General features: G+C 48.5%; 22 protein-coding genes. 17 read left to right on the top strand and 5 right to left on the bottom strand.

From position 1 onward, the window contains the following. Positions 1-33: 33 nt before the first annotated feature. From GN241_16070 to GN241_16015, 12 genes are all read left to right on the top strand, one after another. Complete coding sequence (locus GN241_16070) at positions 34-354, top strand: hypothetical protein (GenBank protein XAT58740.1); 321 nt, start codon at positions 34-36, stop codon at positions 352-354. A gap of 116 nt (positions 355-470) precedes the next feature. Then, on the top strand, positions 471-2,615 hold the full coding sequence (locus GN241_16065) for a hypothetical protein (GenBank protein ID XAT58739.1): 2,145 nt from the start codon (positions 471-473) through the stop codon (positions 2,613-2,615). Positions 2,616-2,629: 14 nt separating this feature from the next. Then, a complete protein-coding gene (locus GN241_16060; GenBank protein ID XAT58738.1) occupies positions 2,630-3,259 on the top strand; it encodes a flagellar biosynthesis protein FliL in 630 nt (209 codons plus the stop codon). A 6-nt stretch (positions 3,260-3,265) separates the two neighbouring features. Next, positions 3,266-4,255 (top strand): flagellar motor switch protein FliM, encoded by a 990-nt coding sequence (gene fliM / locus GN241_16055; GenBank protein XAT58737.1) that lies wholly within the window; start codon positions 3,266-3,268, stop codon positions 4,253-4,255. Between the two features lie 9 nt (positions 4,256-4,264). Next, the gene (gene fliN / locus GN241_16050; protein XAT58736.1) at positions 4,265-4,585 is read left to right on the top strand and encodes a flagellar motor switch protein FliN; all 321 of its coding nucleotides are present in this window, start codon (positions 4,265-4,267) and stop codon (positions 4,583-4,585) included. Between the two features lie 42 nt (positions 4,586-4,627). After that, on the top strand, positions 4,628-4,918 hold the full coding sequence (locus GN241_16045; GenBank protein ID XAT58735.1) for a hypothetical protein: 291 nt from the start codon (positions 4,628-4,630) through the stop codon (positions 4,916-4,918). Positions 4,919-4,931: 13 nt separating this feature from the next. Next, on the top strand, positions 4,932-5,702 hold the full coding sequence (fliP, locus tag GN241_16040) for a flagellar type III secretion system pore protein FliP (GenBank protein XAT59326.1): 771 nt from the start codon (positions 4,932-4,934) through the stop codon (positions 5,700-5,702). 6 nt (positions 5,703-5,708) lie between these two features. Further along, positions 5,709-5,975, top strand: a complete 267-nt coding sequence (fliQ, locus tag GN241_16035) for a flagellar biosynthesis protein FliQ (GenBank protein ID XAT58734.1) — start codon at positions 5,709-5,711, stop codon at positions 5,973-5,975. 1 nt (position 5,976) lies between these two features. Then, entirely contained in the window at positions 5,977-6,798 is an 822-nt protein-coding gene (gene fliR, locus GN241_16030) for a flagellar biosynthetic protein FliR (GenBank protein ID XAT59325.1), read from the top strand. Next, positions 6,791-7,936 carry a flagellar type III secretion system protein FlhB gene (gene flhB, locus GN241_16025; protein ID XAT58733.1) on the top strand — a complete coding sequence of 382 codons (1,146 nt, stop codon included), beginning with the start codon at positions 6,791-6,793 and terminating at the stop codon, positions 7,934-7,936. The genes fliR and flhB overlap by 8 nt, the downstream gene beginning before the upstream one ends. 424 nt (positions 7,937-8,360) lie before the next feature. After that, entirely contained in the window at positions 8,361-9,194 is an 834-nt protein-coding gene (locus tag GN241_16020) for a hypothetical protein (protein XAT58732.1), read from the top strand. A gap of 35 nt (positions 9,195-9,229) precedes the next feature. After that, positions 9,230-9,997, top strand: a complete 768-nt coding sequence (locus GN241_16015; GenBank protein XAT58731.1) for a hypothetical protein — start codon at positions 9,230-9,232, stop codon at positions 9,995-9,997. Between the two features lie 227 nt (positions 9,998-10,224). Here the strand turns inward: GN241_16015 and rpoN are convergent, their stop codons facing one another. Then, positions 10,225-11,595, bottom strand: coding sequence for an RNA polymerase factor sigma-54 (gene rpoN / locus GN241_16010; GenBank protein ID XAT58730.1), 1,371 nt, complete (start codon positions 11,593-11,595; stop codon positions 10,225-10,227). 128 nt (positions 11,596-11,723) lie between these two features. On the opposite strand from rpoN, the gene GN241_16005 reads away from it, so the two are divergent. Beyond that, entirely contained in the window at positions 11,724-11,951 is a 228-nt protein-coding gene (locus GN241_16005; GenBank protein XAT58729.1) for a disulfide bond formation protein B, read from the top strand. Between the two features lie 101 nt (positions 11,952-12,052). Here GN241_16005 and GN241_16000 read toward each other — a convergent pair whose 3' ends face one another. Further along, complete coding sequence (locus GN241_16000; protein XAT58728.1) at positions 12,053-13,282, bottom strand: OmpA family protein; 1,230 nt, start codon at positions 13,280-13,282, stop codon at positions 12,053-12,055. 3 nt (positions 13,283-13,285) lie between these two features. Next, the gene (locus GN241_15995) at positions 13,286-14,050 is read right to left on the bottom strand and encodes a flagellar motor protein PomA (protein XAT58727.1); all 765 of its coding nucleotides are present in this window, start codon (positions 14,048-14,050) and stop codon (positions 13,286-13,288) included. 42 nt (positions 14,051-14,092) lie between these two features. Between GN241_15995 and GN241_15990 the strand changes: the two genes are divergently transcribed. Continuing rightward, on the top strand, positions 14,093-14,632 hold the full coding sequence (locus GN241_15990) for a DUF1566 domain-containing protein (GenBank protein ID XAT58726.1): 540 nt from the start codon (positions 14,093-14,095) through the stop codon (positions 14,630-14,632). 108 nt (positions 14,633-14,740) lie between these two features. On the opposite strand, the gene GN241_15985 is transcribed toward GN241_15990, so the two are convergent. After that, on the bottom strand, positions 14,741-16,531 hold the full coding sequence (locus GN241_15985) for a hypothetical protein (protein ID XAT58725.1): 1,791 nt from the start codon (positions 16,529-16,531) through the stop codon (positions 14,741-14,743). A gap of 217 nt (positions 16,532-16,748) precedes the next feature. Beyond that, positions 16,749-16,994 carry a transcriptional regulator gene (locus tag GN241_15980; protein ID XAT59324.1) on the bottom strand — a complete coding sequence of 82 codons (246 nt, stop codon included), beginning with the start codon at positions 16,992-16,994 and terminating at the stop codon, positions 16,749-16,751. 382 nt (positions 16,995-17,376) lie between these two features. Between GN241_15980 and GN241_15975 the strand changes: the two genes are divergently transcribed. The 3 genes from GN241_15975 to GN241_15965 all read left to right on the top strand — a co-directional run bounded on the left by GN241_15975 (position 17,377) and on the right by GN241_15965 (position 19,082). Beyond that, positions 17,377-18,372 (top strand): DUF4102 domain-containing protein, encoded by a 996-nt coding sequence (locus GN241_15975; protein XAT58724.1) that lies wholly within the window; start codon positions 17,377-17,379, stop codon positions 18,370-18,372. Continuing rightward, positions 18,308-18,595: a tyrosine-type recombinase/integrase gene (locus GN241_15970; GenBank protein XAT58723.1), complete on the top strand. Its 288-nt coding sequence runs from the start codon at positions 18,308-18,310 to the stop codon at positions 18,593-18,595. Before GN241_15975 ends, GN241_15970 begins: the two co-directional genes overlap by 65 nt. Positions 18,596-18,902: 307 nt before the next feature. Further along, complete coding sequence (locus tag GN241_15965; GenBank protein ID XAT58722.1) at positions 18,903-19,082, top strand: hypothetical protein; 180 nt, start codon at positions 18,903-18,905, stop codon at positions 19,080-19,082. The last annotated feature ends 36 nt before the right edge of the window (positions 19,083-19,118 follow it).

The raw sequence follows: 19,118 nt of genomic DNA, 5'->3' as shown, positions 1-19,118 counted from the left end.
ATCAAAAAGGCTCTGGCGGATCAGCGATCCCAAATGTCAGATTTAGAAGGGCTTTTGGCCCGTATTCGCGAATTACAAGCGAGTTCTGAAGAGCCATTTTATGACACGCCCAGCCAGTTTCGCGCCGCACGATTTTATTCGTCTAAATTGGCGGAGCAGCTTGAGATGGTGGCGAATAGAATTGAACTTATTCAAACGGAAATCGATAATTTGGTAGCGGTTACGCGGCAAGATTCGTTGAAACGCCAAAAAATTGACCGTCTGATTGCGGAAGCAAAACAGCTTATTCATCAGCATTCAGAGCGTGAGGCTGATAAAAAAACCGCTTATCCTTCGGCTGTAAGCCGCAGCTGATCGCCGTGGGTTTAAGCCATAAAGGCACAAGTTCCGATGGCCCGTTTATGCCTTTGCGCCGTTAATTGGCACATAAATTGCTAGGTTTGTGATAGGAAACTCAGGGTCGCCATCATATGAGCATTGCCAATATATCTTCAAGCGCAATTGATAAATTGCTGTCAACCACGTCTGAAGAGCCGCCTGTGGGCTCCAAAGGTGCTGCGCTATTTGCGAAGTTCTCAGAGCTTTTGACAACGGGGGCAGGCGCCGACCACGGTGGCAACCCAGAGCAAGAAAAGCTGACGGGAGGTAAAGCGCCAAGCGCCCTAAAGTCTGGCGATGAAATCGATATTGTTGCCTTTTTAGGCTTTGTCGCTGCGCTTGAAGATCAAATGTCTAAAACCCCAGGCGAGGGGGGCTTGCGCGCAAGCGTGCCAGAACGGTCAGGAGAAAAGATCGGATTGGAGGACTTGGCGCCGCCATTCATCGCAGATCCAGATTTTGTATTAACGCGGGATAAACTTGCGCAGGCGATCTCGGCCTTGGCTGATGACCCTCCGGCGGTTGCGTTTCCCAGTCTCAACGGATTACGGCCCTATCTTGAGGCCTTCCACCGGCACTCTTCTATTGGAGTGAATAAAGAGCCGCAAACCGCTAACGCTTTGCCTCTGGCAGAAGGCGCTTTGCGCCTTGATTATGCAGAAATCATGGTAAGAACGCAGCATATTGCCTATCCAAGTGAGGCGGTTGCCCACCAGCCGATGCCGCAATTTTCGGTGCCGTTAGAGCTGTTAAAAAGTGAGGCGATGCCGCATAAGCGTCTCCTGGGTCCGCTTGAAAAGGTCGACTCTTCAAAGCGTGAAAGCGCGCCGTTAGAACCAATTTTGGAGCAGTCTGGTAAAGCTGCGTTGGTCAGCGACGATGCGCAATTGTTCGAATCGATTTCTGGCAAGAGCGCCAAGCCAGAGCTGGGCAGCGGCGCGCTTGCGGTTGCGGGGTTAAAAGAAAATGGCGAGCAAGGGATCGCCACTCCGGCTCCTGGCACTCCCGTGAAAGGGCTTGAAGCGGATGAAGTTGCATCGAAATCGATTGCTGCGCAGACTGTAGATGCTCAGACGGACGCGAAACCTCACGCGCGCGCGATGCACCAAATCACGCATGTAGAGCCAGAAAAAGCCTTTGCGCTTCGCCAAAGCGCAACTGATGGTTCATCCTCCGCGGATCTTTCAAAAAATAATACACCACGTCTGCCGTCCATATCATCATCGCTGCCGGTCGATCCTGCCGCGGATCTAGAAACAGCGCCTAAGCCGGATAGTGGTAAGGTTCAGGTGCCAGAGGGCCAACAAAAAGAGGCGGTAAAACCCACAAATTTGTTGAAACCTGAAACCGCTTTGAAGCCAGAGCAGATCGCGTTGCGCGCAGCATCCGCGCCAGCATCAGCAGCCAGCGGCAATGATCCCGCTGCGTCGTCAAACATCAAGGTAGCGCTGGAAGCAAGTGCTTTGGCGGGGGCCACTCCTATTCAAAAAACAGTTGAGGCCGAGTTTAAGCCGAAGCCTGAAGTAAAAGGCCCCGCTGTGAAAAGTCAAAAAAGCTTTGAACAAGGCAAAGCCGCGCCCGTGACAGGTGCCGCCGCCGCCGCGCTGCGCCAAGCAGCCGTTGCGGCTAATGCGAGTGAGGGGGGGGCAGATGCAGCCCAAGATTTAGGAGCATTGCCGCATTCTATTTCTCCATTCAGCAGCGCCAACCTGCAACTGGCACAAACGCAAACCGCGCCTCAAACCTCTGGGCAATTGCTGGATAAATGGGTAGATTCGCATCTTGATTTGAATGCGCGAGGCTGGACCCAAACTTTGGCGAGAAATGTTATTTCAGCTCTGAGAACCGGGCAGCAACAAATTGCGCTTACCTTATCGCCGGCCTCCTTGGGAAAAATGCATATTGCTTTTGGGCGCAATGAAAGCGGCTTGGATGTGAAAATTCAGGCGGAACGCAAGGCAACCGTCTCACTTTTTGGCGAGTCTGAAGGAAAAATCATTTCTAGTCTAGAAACCGCAGGTTACCGCGTGACCTCGCTGTCATGTTCGGTTATGCAGACAAGCGATGAAAATTTCAATATGAACCTCGGGCAGGGGTTTAATGAGCAAGAAAATCCGTCGGGTGATGAGCGATCACAAACCGCGCAAAAGAATGAGCAACACGCTGGAAAAGCAGCAGATGATGGCAGTCTTAAGGGCAAAGGTGATCAAGATGGCCTGGTGGATATAACCATATAATCGAGGATCGAGTTATGGCTGAAGAAGAAGAACCAAAGAAAAAATCTGGTATTGTAACCATCGTAATTTTCGTTGTTGCAGGGTTTATTCTTGTGGCAATTGGCCTAGGCGTTGGCTTTTTGGTATTTGGTGGAGCGCAAGGCAATCCGCAAGATATCGCCAATGAAATTGTCACCAAGCAAAATGAAGCCAAAGGTGATGCTGCTGGCGAGGGCGAGGGCGACGGCGAAGGCGAAGCGGAGTGCGATGACGAGGAGAAGGATGAAGAGGGCAATTGCCCGGGCGATCCTGAAAAAATCTCGAAGGAAACACCTAAGGACAAGGTATTCCAAACCTTGTATTATGAGATCCCTGGTTCTTTGACGACCAATCTCAAAGGCTCTCGCAGATTCTTACAAATTTCGGTTGGGCTTTCAACAAAGTATGATGAAACAATTTTAACCAATGTTGAAAACCATTTGCCGGCCTTGAAATCGGTGGTTCTCGCTGCGCTCAGCGATTACACCGAAGAAATGGTCGTTGGGCGCGAGGCGCGTAAATTGCTGGCGGCCGATATCCAGTCGGTGATGAATGAAAAGCTGGAAGAGCTTGAGGGGTTCGGCGGTATAGAAGAAGTCATGTTTACGTCCTATGTAATGCAGTGATCTTGAATGTCTTCCTCTTCTAAACTTTCAAAAAACGAAGTCGAAGCCCTGATTTCAGGGCTCGACGAGGGTGATGTTTCAGATGCAAGCACCCTCTACGGTGCTTCGGATAAACAGATACGCGACTTTAAGTTTGGGTCTGATGATCTATCGCTTTTGGGCGATTACTATGCATTGCGCGTGATCAATGAGCGCTTCGCCCGTTTTTCGCGCACTGTGTTTCAACCGATGCTTCGATACCAGCCACGGGTGACGGCGATCAATCCAACGGTGAAAACGTTTGAAGATTACACTTTTGCCTCCGAAAGCTTCATGAGCTTAACGCTGGCACGGATCGAGTTTTTACGCGGCAGCTTGATGATGGTGATTTCACCGGATTTGATTTCAAAACTGACCAATGCCTATTACGGCGGGAATACTCTGATCTCGAAAACGGCACAACGATCCGATTTCACCTCGACAGAGGATCGGATTATTGAAATCATAACCGATGGCTTGATCGAAGCCTTAGAATTGGCTTGGGCTGACTTGATTAAATTGGAATTCTCGGAAGTGTCCCGAGAAGAGAACATGCAGTTCGTGTCTTTCGTTGATGATCTGGAGCAAGTGATTTGCTGTGCCTTTGAAATTCAATTGCCAGGATCTGCGCCTGCATCATTTGACGTGATTTACCCGTTGCAAACGCTTAAGCCAATTGCCGCGCAGCTGCGCTCGCGGATGCAATCTGATAGCGTTGATAGCCTGTCTTGGACGGATCGTTTGCAAAAGGCGGTGTTCAGCGTGCCCTTAAATTGCACCGCGCGCTTGACCACGGTGGAAAGTAAAATGGCAACCGTTCTTAAGTTTAAAAATGATGATATCGTGCCAATACAGATCAATGGACCGTTGAATTTTGTTGTTGAGGAACGAGAGTTTTTTGAAGCTGAGCTGGGGGATGTTGGAGGCACGGTTGCATTAAGCCTTCTAAAGCCAAGTAAGACTGCAGATAAGAAATAGGAAAAAACCATGAATGATACTCCTACACAAGAGGCGCCGGCGGCAAGCTCCGGTTCTGGTAAAATCAGCAGCGAAAAGCTGAAAATTCTTGAAAATATTGAAGTGACATTGTCGATCGAAGTGGGCCGAACCGATATGACCATCCGCGACTTGCTGCGGTTAAACGAAGGCTCTGTGGTCGAGCTGGATCGCCTTGCCGGAGAGCCACTTGATATTTATGTGAATGGCGCGATTATTGCGCGCGGCGAAGTTGTGATGGTTGGCGAGCGCTATGGTATTCGGTTCACGGATGTTGTTGATCCGGAAGAAAGAGCCGAATCCGTTCAATAATGGCATGATACTTGCCTGCCTTCTTGGAAGGAGGCGAATATCATGGCTGCGCTTGACGATTTAAGTCAAAAAATCATTGTTGTTGTTTTATTTACCTCAGTTTTTGTTGTGATCTGGCTTATCGCCAAACAACGTGGGTCTTTGGGCCAAAGCACAGCTGTTCAAGGTCATATTACCCATGTTGAAAGCCGTCGTTTGGCGCATGCCAATGTCTTGTCTGTGTTTGAAATTAACCAGCGGACGGTTTTGATTTTACAGGGTAAACAGGGTGCAACGGCCCTGGATATCACGCCCGAGATCGCGTCAAAGATTGCGGCTGGCGATGAGCAGTAACCGCCCGTCCCACATGCCCGCCTTTGCGCCTAAATATTGGGGCGCTTTGGTCTTTTTGGGCTGCTGCTTGCTTCCCATAACCGCCTTTGCCCAACAAATGCCCAGCGTTGGCCTGCCTGCATTATCGGTGGTGCCGGGGCAAGATGGGGGGCAGGAATACTCGCTTTCTTTGCAAATCTTGGCCTTGATGTCGGCGATCACGCTTTTGCCCAGCCTTTTATTGGGGGCCACAGCGTTCACGCGCATCATCATTGTGTTGTCTATTTTGCGACAGGCAATGGGCACCCAGCAAACGCCACCCAATCAGGTGCTTGTCTCTATTGCCTTGTTTCTGACCATTTTTATTATGTACCCGACGCTTGAGGGCATTTATGAGGCGGCGGTTTCGCCTTATTTAGAGGGGCAGATAGAATTTCTGCCCGCGCTTGAATCTGCATCTGTCATCTTAAAAGAGTTTCTGGTTCTTAATACCCGTGAGGCCGAATTGGCTATGTTTGCCGAATTGGCAGGAGATGCGCCTTACCAATCGAATTCTGATGTGCCTTTCAACGTTTTGATGCCGGCTTTTTTAACCTCTGAATTAAAAACGGCGTTTCAAATCGGCTTCTTGCTGTTTTTGCCCTTCTTGGTGATCGATATGGTGATTGCCTCCGTCTTGATGTCTTTGGGCATGATGATGTTGAGCCCGATCTTGATTTCCTTGCCGTTTAAACTGCTTCTTTTTGTTTTGGTGGATGGATGGGCCATGACCATCGGATCAATTTCTTCAACTTATATGAATTGAGCGATTATGGAATTTGATGCAAATATCGAACATTTGAGAATGGCGTTTTGGCAGGTGATTATCACATCAGGTCCCATTCTGGGCATTGCCTTGGGGGTGGGTTTGGCGATCGGGATTGTGCAAGCGGCAACATCGATCAACGAAATGACGCTCAGCTTCGTACCGAAATTATTTTTTGTACTTGGAGGCTTTGCTTTGCTTTCGGGTTTCATGCTGCTGCAACTTTCTGATTTCTTTGCATATATTTTTGATACGATAAGTGGTCTTGGCTAAGATGGAGAACCTGCTGGTCAGTTCTGATAGTGGTATTCCCGGGTTAGAGCTGCCAGGGCTTTTTGAGTTTCTATCGATGTTTTTTCTGGCGACTTTGCGCATCGGCGCTTTTTTAATTTCAGCCCCGTTTTTTGGCGCGCAATCGATACCGCTCCAGGTACGGATTGTCTCAAGTATCATCTTGGGTATGGTATTTTTTGAACAGTTTCAATCTGTGCCTCTGCTGGAACTCGACAATCTGGTGATCGTGCGCATTATTTTTGTGGAACTATTGATCGGCTTGACAGTGGGTATCCTGCTGAGCATTCTATTCGCCTCTGTGGCCTTGGCAGGGGAAAAAATAGCAACTTCGGGCGGCCTTGGTTTCGCGGCCCAGATCGACCCAACAACGGGCGGTCAAACCCCTGTGATCAGTAACGCTTTAACGCTTTTTTCGATCGTAACCTTTTTATCTTTGGATGGTCATTTGGCGCTTATCCGCGCGATGGATGCCAGCTTTTCAGTTGTGGCAGTCGGTGGGCGGCTTGATCTTTATGCCGCCAGCCAATTTGTTGCTGAGTCCGCAGGTTATATGTTCGAACTTGCCAGTATCATGATGTTGCCGGTGGTGATTGTTTTGCTGCTGACAAATGTGACAGTTGGTGTGGTCACACGCTCGGCGCCGACGTTAAACCTTTTTTCTTTCGGCTTTCCAATCACGCTTTTGGTGTGTTTTCTGGCATTATATTTAGCGACTAAACCGCTGGGCTATTCGATGGAATACTTGGTGCGCTTTGCAATCGATTTTATCGCATCATTCTTTGGAAAGTTGAAAAATGGCTGAAGAGAGTGCGCAGGAAAAGACCGAAGACCCAACGCCGAAACGACTAGAGAAGGCATTGGAAGATGGTCAGGTCTTAACCTCTAAAGAGCTGTTTGTTTTTTCCACCTTGTTCACCGGTTTTTTGATGTATTTTCTCATCTTAACGTTTTCGGATCGGATTTTGGGGGAATTTAAAGGTTTTTTCAGTTTCGATCTGAGCGATTTTCCGGGTGAGTTGTTGCGGATGAGTTCTGGCGCTGTGTCATTCATTCTGGTGTATGGGGTGTTGTTTGCCCTTCCTATTTTCTTTGTTGTGCTGTTCACGCAGGGCGTTTTGTCCGGCGGTATAAACGTGTCGGTCAAGGCGATGTCTTTTAAGGGGTCGCGGATCAATCCGCTTGAAGGGTTGAAGCGGATGTTTTCAACCAAAGCTTTGGTGGAATTGGGCAAAGCAGTTTTGAAAGTGAGCCTTTTATTGGGCACTGCCGCGCTGGTGATTAGTCTTTATATGCCACAGCTCACCACGTCATCGAATGCCAATTTGCTCAACGGATTGTCGCGCGCCGGGGATGTTTTTATTGCGTTGATGGTAACATTACTGATTGGCTTGGTGGTGATCGCGTTTTTAGATGTTTTGTGGCAGCGCTATCAGCATATCGAAAAACTGAAGATGAGCCTGCAAGACGTGAAAGATGAAAATAAGCAAACCGAAGGCTCACCTGAGGTCAAAGCCAAAATTCGCCGGATGCAAATGCAAACGGCTGCGCGCGGCGCCGAGCAACGCGCGGCGTTGGCTAATGTTGCCGAGGCAACCGCAGTGATCACCAACCCAACGCATTTTGCCGTTGCGTTGAAATATGAAGTGGGCACATCCGGCGCGCCAACGATCCTGGCGATGGGGCGGGGTAAAATGGCGGCAGATATAATCGAGATTGCAACAAAAGAATCGATCACCGTCTTTCAAAGCCCTTTATTGGCGCGGGCGCTTTATTTTACGGGCAATATCGGACAAGAAATTCACGAAGAATTGTTCAGCGCTGTGGCGGCTGTTTTGGCCTTTATTTTCCGAGTGGCCAAGGGCGAAGAGCTGGATGCGCCAGATATTTCAATACCAGACGATCTTCAATTTAATGAAACGGGAGCTCCTTTAAATGGTTAGATTAGCGTATAAAAAATCGCTTAGCATGGGTGAAGCAATCAGTTCTGTTTGCTTTTTCGGCGTTGGCTTTGTGTGGTTGTCATATGGGTTTGAATATTTCGCGGCGGCTCAGTTTTGGTCGGCTGCGGGTATGTTTATCTGCGCGTTTTTTAGTTTTGCAGCCTGTATCCGGTATGTAATTCAAAACGCCTTGTTCAAGTTGAAAGAAAGTCTGAATGAGCGCAGTTAAAAACACCGTGAGAACCTGCCATAATTGCGTGTTCTTCTTTGTTACCCATGAGGCGCAAAAGCCTTGGGGATGCCGGCATTTTGGATTTAAATCTGCCAATATCCCGGCGCAAGCCGTATTTCAAGCAAGTGGCACGAATTGTGCTTATAAACAGGTAAAGGCTATGCCGAGACAACAAAAAAAGGACTTGGGCTGATGGCAGGAACTCGTTCAGCAAACACCGCCGATGTAGAAAAAAGTATCCAGATTGCTCTGGATGCGGCGGATGCCGCAATGGATGTTACATCGGAATATGCAAAGGTTGCACAGCAGATTAAACGATCCACCGCAAAACTGGCGAATATTGAAAAGCTGGGCCGCATAGCGGTTATTTTAGGATTCGTTTCCGGCATTGGCGCGGCGGCTTTGTGTATCGTGATCTTTCTGCAATCCTCATCACAATTGAAATTATTGTCGCAAACCAACACAGAATTGTTGACCGTGTTTATCGAAAATGTTGATTCCTTGAATGAGGATGTTGCAAAGCTTACGCCAGCTTTGGATCAGATTAATAATTTAACCAATGTCGTTGAAACGGCCAGCGCGGGTTTGGTGAAAATTGGCGAGAAATCGGATATGATGTCTGAAGAAGTGCGCGTTGCGATTGAAAAGATGAATACGATCGAGCCGTCGGTGATGGCACAATTGACCGAGCAGCAAGAAAAAAACGCCGTCTTAAACTCAGAGCTGACGCTGTCATTTGCCGAAATGACCAATGAAGAATTCAAAGCTCAAAATATGATAATGGGCAATTTCACGCGTTCAGTGATCGATGCATTGCAGACTATTTCTGACGCCTCTGCAGGCATGAAAGAGCAACGCGATGCGCTGCAGGCGCTGCAAGAGGTGAATGCTGAATTATCGGCCCGCGTGGCAACACTTGATCAAAAGCTAAGTTCGGCCAAAAAAGAAGCGGCCCAGGCGCGCAAGGCACGGGCGCAGGCTGTGGCGAAGCCAAAACCTGAAGGTGATATTATTAAATTTCCTTAATAAGTGAAAAAAAGCGGGTAGGCGGGTAAGTATAGATGGCGGAAAGTGTTGAGGAACAAGAGACACGCGCGGTTTTGCAGATTAGCGGTTTTGTCAATGGCTATGGGCCAACGATTGGATTGCAACAATTTGACTATATCTTAGGCGTTGATGGCACGCCGTTTTTGGGGACAGCAAAACAGTTTAACGCGCTTTTTGCCTATGAGGATGAAGAAGACGCGGCTGCACATGTCGATGAAACTTGGATCTTGACGGTCAAGCGGGATCAGACGGCTTTTAATATTTCGGTAACGCAATCGCTTGGGGCGAAATTCGATGAGGTTGATGCTGACGCACATCCTCTGTCGGAAAACGATCTTGTGATGCTAAGGGCGGCCACGCGCTCGGGTTTGATCGAATATATGGTTTTCCATGATATGCAAAAAAACGCAGAACTGGTCGATCGTTCCAAGTCACTATTGGCAATGGTTTGCCCGCCCTTTTGGTTTTTGAACCGGCGGATGCCCGAAGCGGCGCTTGCGAGTATTTTGGCGTTTTTCGTGGCCTTGACCGTTCATTGGATTCTGGGCGTGGTTTTTTACCTCATGCTTTGTATTTACTCGGGGCGCGAGCAGGGAAATATGTTGATAGCCTTCATGAGTTTTCGCAAATTTATCTACCTGCAGACAATTGTGGCTGAAAATGAGTTAAGCGCGCAAAGAACCGTTTTATCCTTAGACAGCGAGATGTTCTTTAAAGTTCCGGTGGCGGGTTTAGAGCAGCCGCGGCGGCGTAAAAAGAAACGGCCGCCTATTGGTGTTTAAAAATTTGATCATGGGTTCTCTGGCGCGTGAGTGCGGAGCGCTTTTGGGCGCAAGGCAGCGCTGCCTTCTTCTGCGCCAATCCTAAATCCGCTTGGTTCAGGAGAGTAGGCGCGCGCGGCGCGCTCACCCTTAATTTTTCGATGTGAGGCAAGCGCGCCTTGCGCGGCCGAAGCGATCATCCTTTCAGGCCAGCGCGCGGATTTTGCAGTCTTCTGTGAAGGGACGCTTTATTTCGCAATCAATGTATTAAGTTTATATTCGCGTTTGCGCTGCGCTGTAGATTTGATATTTTCCAATTCGCGATATTTTGCAACGGTGCGCCTGGCCACCGTGAATCCCTCTTCGGCGAGAAGACTGGATATTTTTGCATCGCTAATCGGCTTTAACGGACTTTCTTCTGCAATGATTGCCGTGATCTTATTGCGGATCGCCCGAGCAGATACGCCCTCTTCGCTGGTATTTGCCTGAAGACCACTGCTAAAGAACATTTTCAACGGGAATGTCCCCCGCGGCGTTTGTATTAGCACCGACGCCGTTGAACGGCTGACCGTGCTTTCATGGATTCCCAAGGCTTCTGCAACAATGCGCAATTGCAAGGGACGAATACCCGCGATTCCTTCATCAAAAAATTTGATTTGATGTTTTAAAATATGCTGTGCAACCATTTGTAGCGTTTGGTTTCGTTGCGCGATGGCGCGCTTTAGCCAATGGCCCGTTGCAATCGAGTTTTTTATGAACTCAACCGATTTTTCTTCGCTTTGGGTGGATTGGTTTAACGTATTTGCGTAGTCCATATTGACTTTGACGCTGGGCAAAGATGAACGGTTTAATGCGATTTCAATCTGATCCCCGTGGCGTTGTACGATTAAATCGGGCTCTCTGTTGCTGCCCAATGCCTCACAATCAAATAACGCACCTGGCTTTGGATTATATTGCCGGATTTGCAACACGCGTTGCTTTACATCTTCTGCCGCGCAGCCCGCTAAGTTGCATAATTCTTTGATTTTGCCTTGCGCTAACATTTCAAGGTTTGCCAGCACGACTTTCATCGGTGCGTCGAATTCTTTGCGCTCTTTGGCTTGTAATGTGAGGCATTCGGCCAAGTTACGTGCAAATAACCCGACCGGCTCAAACCCTTGCAGCTGTTCTAACACCGCGGTCACATCCGCCAGATCGGCAGATAATTGATCCGCAACCTCTTCGAGATCGATTGGCAAATATCCCGCCGGGGTGATATCGGCCAGCAATCGATATGCGATCGAATTATACTGCTCTGAAAAATTTTGCAGGCGAATTTGTTTGCAAATATGTTCCAGCAAGGTTTCCGGACGTTCGCCCAGAAGTGTTTCCATAAAAGAGTTAGAAATACCTGCGCCGGCCTTTGCAGGTTGAAAATCAATCTCGGCTTTACGTTTGTTTTCCGAGTTAACGCCTTTGACCTCAATGAACGGATTGCTTTCGGCCAGATCTTCTAAGTGCTTTTCTAATTCCAGATTGTTCATCTGCAAGATGCTGATAGCATGTTGCAGCTGTGGCGTAATAACCAAGCTTTGCTTTTGAACCTGTTGGGTTCCAATATTGAGGCCAAGCATCGACATATCAATTACCAAACACTGTTACACAACAAAGAAAGCAAAGAATATGCCAAAACTGCAAAATACTGAAAAAATATTGATTCAGTCTTTATTAAGTTTCTGGTAAGATAAATCTGGAAGGAGTTATCTACATGGTTCCAAAGGAAAAAGACACTCCCTGCCGTATTTGCATGGCCATTCGGATTTTCTTGTTATCCGTGCTGACCATCGCGTTACTCACCTTTATTGACCGGTCGATTTTATCTGCTGTGGCCAGTTTAAAGCCTTTGACCATCGCTTTGATTTTGGTCGGTGTGTTGGCCTTTTTTGCACTTTTGAAATCCGCGTTTGAATATCGCCAATGGAAGAAGCGCGATTAATCGAACCGGCCGGGTCAATTTGCGTTTGCGTGACTGTTCAGCCCGATCTGGTGGTTGGATAGGTGCGCGGGGACGCATCGGTCACCGCGATCCTTGCTGCTTTAATATTCAAGCTCAATTTCAATGCGGCGATTTTCCTCGCGTCCTGCGGCCGTGGCATTATCCGCGATCGGTCTGGTTTCACCATAACTTTTTGCTTCCAACCGGCCAGGACCAACTTGACCGCTGCTTTCGATGGCTTGCACCACGCTTGATGCGCGCGCTGCTGCTAAATCCCAATTGTCGCGGTAAAGCGCACCAAAGGCAATCGGCACATCATCTGTATGGCCCGCAACAGTGATGCTGTTATCGCTGCCATCGCTGACATTTGCAATTTGGTCAATAATTTCTTGCGCTTGAGCGGTTAGATTGGCCGAGCCAGAGGGGAAGGCGCCACCCGTACCGACGGTGACAAACACTTTATTATCGCGTGTCTCTACAGTGACAGCGCCAAATTCAATCTGGTCCTGCAATTTCACTTTCAAATCTTCTGCGGCGTCTTGGGCTTTCTTTTCGGCTTTTCCAGCTTCGGCAAAGGCCTCTTCGCTGTCTTGACCGCCCAATTTTTTCAACTGGTTCTCAAGCTCAGAGACAAAATCAATCAATTCGCTTAGCTGTTCTTCCAACCCGCCAAATAAAACCTCTTGCTCTGATTGCCCAGTGGCCAGCTCGGCCAATGACACGGCTTGACCCACTTTTTTGAATTTCTCTTTCATTTCTTCGGGCGAGGATCCTTTTGCCTTCAGATCCACCACAACCTTATTGTCTAGGGTCGAAACCGCTATATCAACAGCCTGCGCGATTTGTTCGATGGCATCTGCCAGTTTCTCGGCTTGGTTTTTCTGATCGTTTTCTCCGCTGCCATCTTGCTCTTTACCGCCCAGACCTTCGACGAGTTCTTGGCCTTCCTGCATTTCGTCAGACCCATCGCTATCGTCATTATCTGTCGGAACTTCGACATCGGGTTTAGTAATTTCGGTTGTTTGCTGCGTCATGTCCTCGGTCACTGATGGTGAGGGAGAGGGGCTAAAGCGCATTTCAAGCACGGTTGTGCCTTCGGGCTGTTCCACCACCGGGATCAACCGTTGAACACCAAATGAATCCTTTAAAGACCCAGAAATCTGTTTGAACTTTGGAACATTCATCTCGGCGAAAGACAAAATCATCACGAAAAATGCCATCAACAAGGTCGCCATATCGGCGAATGTTGCCATCCAGGCCGGCGCACCGGCCGGCGGACATTTCGGACATTCTTCTTCGGGGGCGTCGTCTTCTTCGAGATCCTCTGCCATCGGTTATGCCGCCGCCAATTTTTCTTGCTGTTTGGACGGCAGGTTTGACGCCAAAACATCTTGAATATTGCGTGGAGATTCGCCGCGGGCAATATTGCGCAGGCCTTCTAAAACCACCCCGCGATAGAAGATTTCATAGGCTGTGTAGCCTTCTAATTTGGTGCGGATCGGGCCAAAAAACACGTTGGCAAAAAACGCTCCATAAAGCGTGGTCAACAAGGCCACCGCCATCGCGGGGCCGATCGCTTTTGGATCGCTCATATTTCCCAACATCACAACGAGGCCGATCAAGGTTCCGATCATTCCCATCGCCGGGGCGATATCAATCCACGCCGTTAAGATTCCATGATTGACCTCATGCCTGCTTTTCATCGCGGCAATTTCCGCATTCATGATTTTAACCATTTTCGGCTCATCAGCGCCATCAACCAGCAGCTGCATGCCTTTTTCAAAGAATTTATCGGGCACATCTTGGCCCTCAAGCGCCATCATCCCGTCTTTACGGGCGATCGCTGCCAACTCAACCATGCGAATGATCGTGGCATCCAATTTCTTGACGGGGGGTAAGAAGCATTTCGCCATCGCCCCAAAATGGCCCAGAAAGGCGGGCAGGGGGGTTGTCCACATCACCGCAAAGAATGTGCCGCCCAAAACCACAAGCGCTGAGGGAACGTCAAGAAAGGGCCCAAGCGAGCCCGCTGAGGAAATCATACTGCCGCCGATGAAGCCAAGCGCGCCAAGCATGCCGATAAGTGAAGCTAAATCCATAATGTCCGCTCTGTATGTTTTTCGAATTAGGTTGCAAAAGTGATGCCATCTTGTGAAAATCAGCGCAGAGTGATGAAAAAAACGAAAGTTCAGATGGCGCGCCCTTTTCTTTATGCTTTGCTAATCGGCTGTCTTATTCAAAGCGCACCGGCTTGTGCAGAAACGCTGCGATTGCAACGGGATGGGCCGCTTGCGCGCGATTATTTCAATAAATTGGAATGGATGCGCTGCAGTATCGGGCAGGTTTGGCAGGATGAGACCTGCCAGGGTGAGATAAAAATGCTGACCGTCGCGCAGGCCGAACAGATCAGCGCCGTGATGCGCGAAAACTGGGGCGGGGGTTGGCGTCTGCCCACGGTAAAAGAGCTGAAAGGTTTGATCCAAAAAAACGTTGATGCGCCGAAAATTAATCAGCAGACCTTTCCCAACACGCATCAGGGTTCCTATTGGACCAGTGATCAGAGCTTTTATACCGATCAATATTTCTGGACGGTGAATTTTTATACGGGGCAATTGTATAATCGGTTTTTCTATTTTCAAGAAAACGCCGTGCGCCTGGTGCGGGATTATAGTTTAAATTAAGGCAGCGCTGCGCGCGGTTTCTTCATCTTCCGCGCGATTTTTGAAGTAAGGGTGCAGAGTCAAAAAAGCCCGCTTGCGCGGGCTTTTCTGTAGGCATTTGAATTGCGCTTAACCTTGCAGCAGGCTCAGCACGTTTTGCTTTGAGGCATTGGCCTGCGCCAGCATCGCTGTTGACGCTTGCTGCAGGATTTGAGACTTCGCCAGTGAAGTCGTTTCAGCTGCAAAATCTGCGTCTTCAATGCGGCCACGACCAGCTTGTAGATTAGAGCTGATGTTAGTCAGGTTGCTTACAGTGCTGTCTAAGCGGTTGCTTACGGCACCAAGATTAGCACGCTGTGAAGCAATGGTTTGCAACGCAGTGTCTAAGCTTGTGATTGTGCTTTGAGCAGCAGAGATCGATGTGATGTCAATCGCATTTGATCTTTCCACAGTGAACCCAGTTGCAGTAATGTTGGACACTGTAACATTAGAAATACCAGCATCGGTAATCGCTTGAGCCATTTGAGAAACGGCACCAGCAGTTGTCTCTGCATAAGAGTCAGTTGCGGAGGTGGTTATAGATACTTCAACTCCGTCAATCACAGTATTGAAAACGTCACCAGCAGCATATGTTCCGCCCATGGTAAAGGTTCCGCCACTCTCTGAGAAAGTCGCAGTACCAGCAGTTGATGATGCGGTTGTGCTGTCGACAACTAATGTCTGTGTCAACGTTACTGCAGTTGCGCTCGCGGTTGCAACGATGTTCGAACCGTAAAGAGCATCGCCACTGGTAGCGACTTTCGCATTGATTGCAGCAGCCAAGGCAGCATTTCCGCCAGCGGTATCATCTGTGAAAGCTGACGTGCCACCGAAACCTGTCCCTTGCGTGAGCGTCACAGTTTCTCCATTGATATCTACTGAAAAAACTCCGACGTCGTTTGCTGCTCCGGCTGTGAGAGCAATCGTATTCGCAGTAGAGGTTGCATCAATTGCCGCAGTTGCGTCTCCACTAGTGACACCAGCATTTATCAATGAAATGTCAACAGCGGAACTACCGGCTGTCGCACTACCAAAACCTGCACTTACAACCAAACCACTGCGCGATACTTCAAGCCCAGTAAGTTCTCCTGCATTTGCTGCGGTATCTCGAGCAGTTACGATAGCGTCTGCAAACTGGCGGGCCAGTCCCTCAGTATCGTTAGAATATCCATCTGCGTCGACAGCCGTGATTGAGATCGCTACCCCATTTAGATTTGCAGAAAATGTGTCACCCGCAGCCCACGTTCCAGAAAATGTGAATGCTGCGTGCTTATCATTTGCTTGGGCCACTGATACATTTCCAGCTGCACCACCGGCATTCACAGTACTTGCAATTGTTGGAGTTGAAGTACCTCCACCTATTCCAAGCGCTGACGCAGAAAGAGCACCAATGTTGACGCTGATAGAGTCAAGGTTTGTGGTTCCTGAACCAACGGCCAGCGAAATATTTTTCACATCTGAGTGTGAAGTTGCCAAACTATTGGTATTTGGAGTTGCACCATCCAACAAGTTGATGCCAGCCCAAGACGTTGTACCGGCAATGCGATCGATCTCAGTAGACAGCTGTGTCATTTCAGATTGAAGATTTGCCCGATCGTTGGCGTCATTAGTGCCGTTTGACGACTGAACGGCCAGTTCACGCATGCGCTGTAAAATATTCTCAACTTCTGCATGCGCGCCCTCTGCGGTGTCGATCATCGCTTGCCCGTCCATCGCATTACGGATCGCCATGTTGGTGCCTTTGATCTCAGATGTCAAACGCGAAGCAATCGCTACGCCAGCCGCGTCATCAGCAGCAGAGTTAATACGTTTGCCGGTCGCAAGACGCTCCATTGAGATTTCCATCTCTTTATTCACGCTAGATGCCGCTGCTTGGGCCATCAAAGCGCCTGTATTAGTCGCGCAGCGGCGCGGGCCAAGAAACCCGTTTCTTTACAAATTGATACATGTTTTTGAAATCTTGCAATGTCAGGCTTGACCCGCCTGTGTCACAAATTTTTATCTTGCTCGGTTTTACATTTTTTAAGCTTGCTTTTTTTGGTAGAAGCTATCCAGCGGGAAATTCCATTAAACAATTGATTTAAATAATCAAAAAATATCACTTTTCTTTGAGAACCACGCCTTGGAAATCATCATGGCTTAAAAAAGCGATGCCGCGGCCCTTAAGATAGAGCATCAGCTTTGAAATCGTTCCCACGCGGGTATTTGCTTTATCGTCAGATTGATCTGCTTTTGCCTCAAACCTTTTTAGCGCAGCAATCGACACACCAGAGCCTTCCGCTAATCTCTGTTGCGAAATTCCAAGTAGCCCACGGGCCGCAATAATTTGACGTGCAGAGGGCACTTCCATGAGAAAAAATACCGGTTAAAAAAGTCATTCGGACTAATGCTTACCGCTCAATAGAGACTTGTCCAGTATTTTCTGAGGCTCAAATTCCGCCCTCTCAAAAATTGTATCTTATTGAAACTATTTAATAATATAAAAATTAGATTTTTTGTGTCGGCCATTCTCCTTAGGTGCGGTGGTTTTGAAACAGAGTTTTTTTGAGAAAAATTCCAAAAACCTAGATCTATTAGGAAAATTTGATAATGAGGCCAAGAATATCGATAGAAACATAAGATTTCCTCAAATTCGATACCAAAAGTATTTTCTCTGGGTTTCGCTATTTTTGATCTTTTTGGCACCTTATAAAGTTAATAAGTATCTTTTATTTGGATGAGCTAACATGCAACCATCTCAATTTACCAATAAAGCGTTGGAATCTGCAATTTGTCCGCAGAGTAAGGCCTATCTCTATGTAAAGGATCCAAAAACGCTGGGCCTATCCGCCGTGGTGACCAAGGGCTCAAAAAGGTTTTTATTTCGATATCGCATTGGTGGTCGGCAGCGCAATATGAGCCTTGGAGCCTTTCCGGCGTTGAAAGTGGCCGATGCGCGGCGCTTAGCGCTGCAACACCACCGGCAAGTCGCCTATGGAATTGATCCGCTAGACGAAAAAAATCAACTCAAAGCGACGCCGCAGCTTGAAACGTTTTTCCAGGCTCAATATTTGCCGTTTATCAAACTGCACAAACCCAGCTGGCATGTGGATGAAAGCCTGTTTCGGTTGCATCTGGCGCCCGTATTTGGCCGCAAAACCTTTGTTGAAATCACCCCTGACATGGTGATCCGATATACATCTGGTAAAAAAGCATCCGGATTTTCAGCCGGCATGATCAATCAAAGCTTGGTATTGTTGGGGGCGCTGTTTAACCGGGCGCATAAATGGCGGCTTAAAAACGTACCGCCCGCGCGCCATTTGGACATTCAATACCTGAAAGATCCGCCTAAATTGAACCGCTACCTCTCAGAAGAAGAGCATATCAAATTGTTTTTCGAATTAAATCGAAGCAAAAATCACATGTTAAAATTCTTTATCGGGTTTTTGCTGCTGACCGGCGCCCGCCGCAACGAGGCGGCGCAGGCGCGATGGCAAGATTTTGATTTAGAAAATGCCGTTTGGACGATTCCAAAAACAAAATCCGGCCAGTTTCGCAAACTGGCGATCGCAGAGGCGGTTCTGGATCTGTTGCGCGTGGTCAAACAGTTTCATGATCAGCATTCGCTGGAAAACCCATGCGTCTATGTGTTTGGAAATCTGAAAACGGGCCGCCCCTATCAAAATCTATATCGGTCTTGGAACAAGGCGCGCTGCGGGCTTGCGGGATTTCAGGCTGCATGATTTGCGCCATAGCTTTGCCAGCATTTTGGTGAATAACGGCGTTTCAATTTATGAGGTTCAAAATTTGCTTGGTCATGCCTCAATCAACACCACCAAACGCTACGCGCATTTGGCCCCCGAAACGCTTCGCAAAAGCGCCCAAGTTGCCGCAGATGTCTATTCGCTGGCCAAACGGGGGGGCGTGGTGAACACCCCCAGCGATCGCCCCGTGCAAAGGCTTTAAAGGCCCGGAATAAGCGGAATATCGCAAGCGGTTAGAAGAAGCAGGCCGGCAAGCAAAAATAATTTTTTCATTTAGATATCTTTCTCAGCATGTTTTACACGTTCACGGCCCGAGTATCGTTTCACATTCTGGCAGTGTTGCCAAGCACCGACCCGTAAACTTGAAAGCTTTTTTGAGGCTTGCGCGAAACGCCGTACCGCCCCGAACGAAGCATGGATCCGTAACAAAATACTAGGCCATGTCCTAGGGAACACCCTCATATTGAACGGTTGGGGGATGGCGGGCCGACAGGGAAGCGGAAACCAGCGTGAAATTTGCTCTTATGATCATGAGCGTTGGCGCTGAGGGGCTCGACATGATGCGTATCAAGGATCTGAACATCTGCGGTATCAAGCAATCTACTGATGAGCTGAGCGCCATGTCAGCGCAAGAAAAAATAAATGCCATGCGGGCAAGCCGCATAAAGCTTTCTGATGCGTCCGAATAGCGCGCATGTCGGCGGGGTGTTCTCTGGCGCTGAAAC

It is taken from the genome of Rhodobacteraceae bacterium IMCC1335 (assembly GCA_039640495.1).
Taxonomy (GTDB): Bacteria; Pseudomonadota; Alphaproteobacteria; order Rhodobacterales; family Rhodobacteraceae; genus Thalassovivens.
Note: the sequence above shows the minus strand (reverse complement) of the source record. Positions and strands in the feature narration are given on the sequence as shown.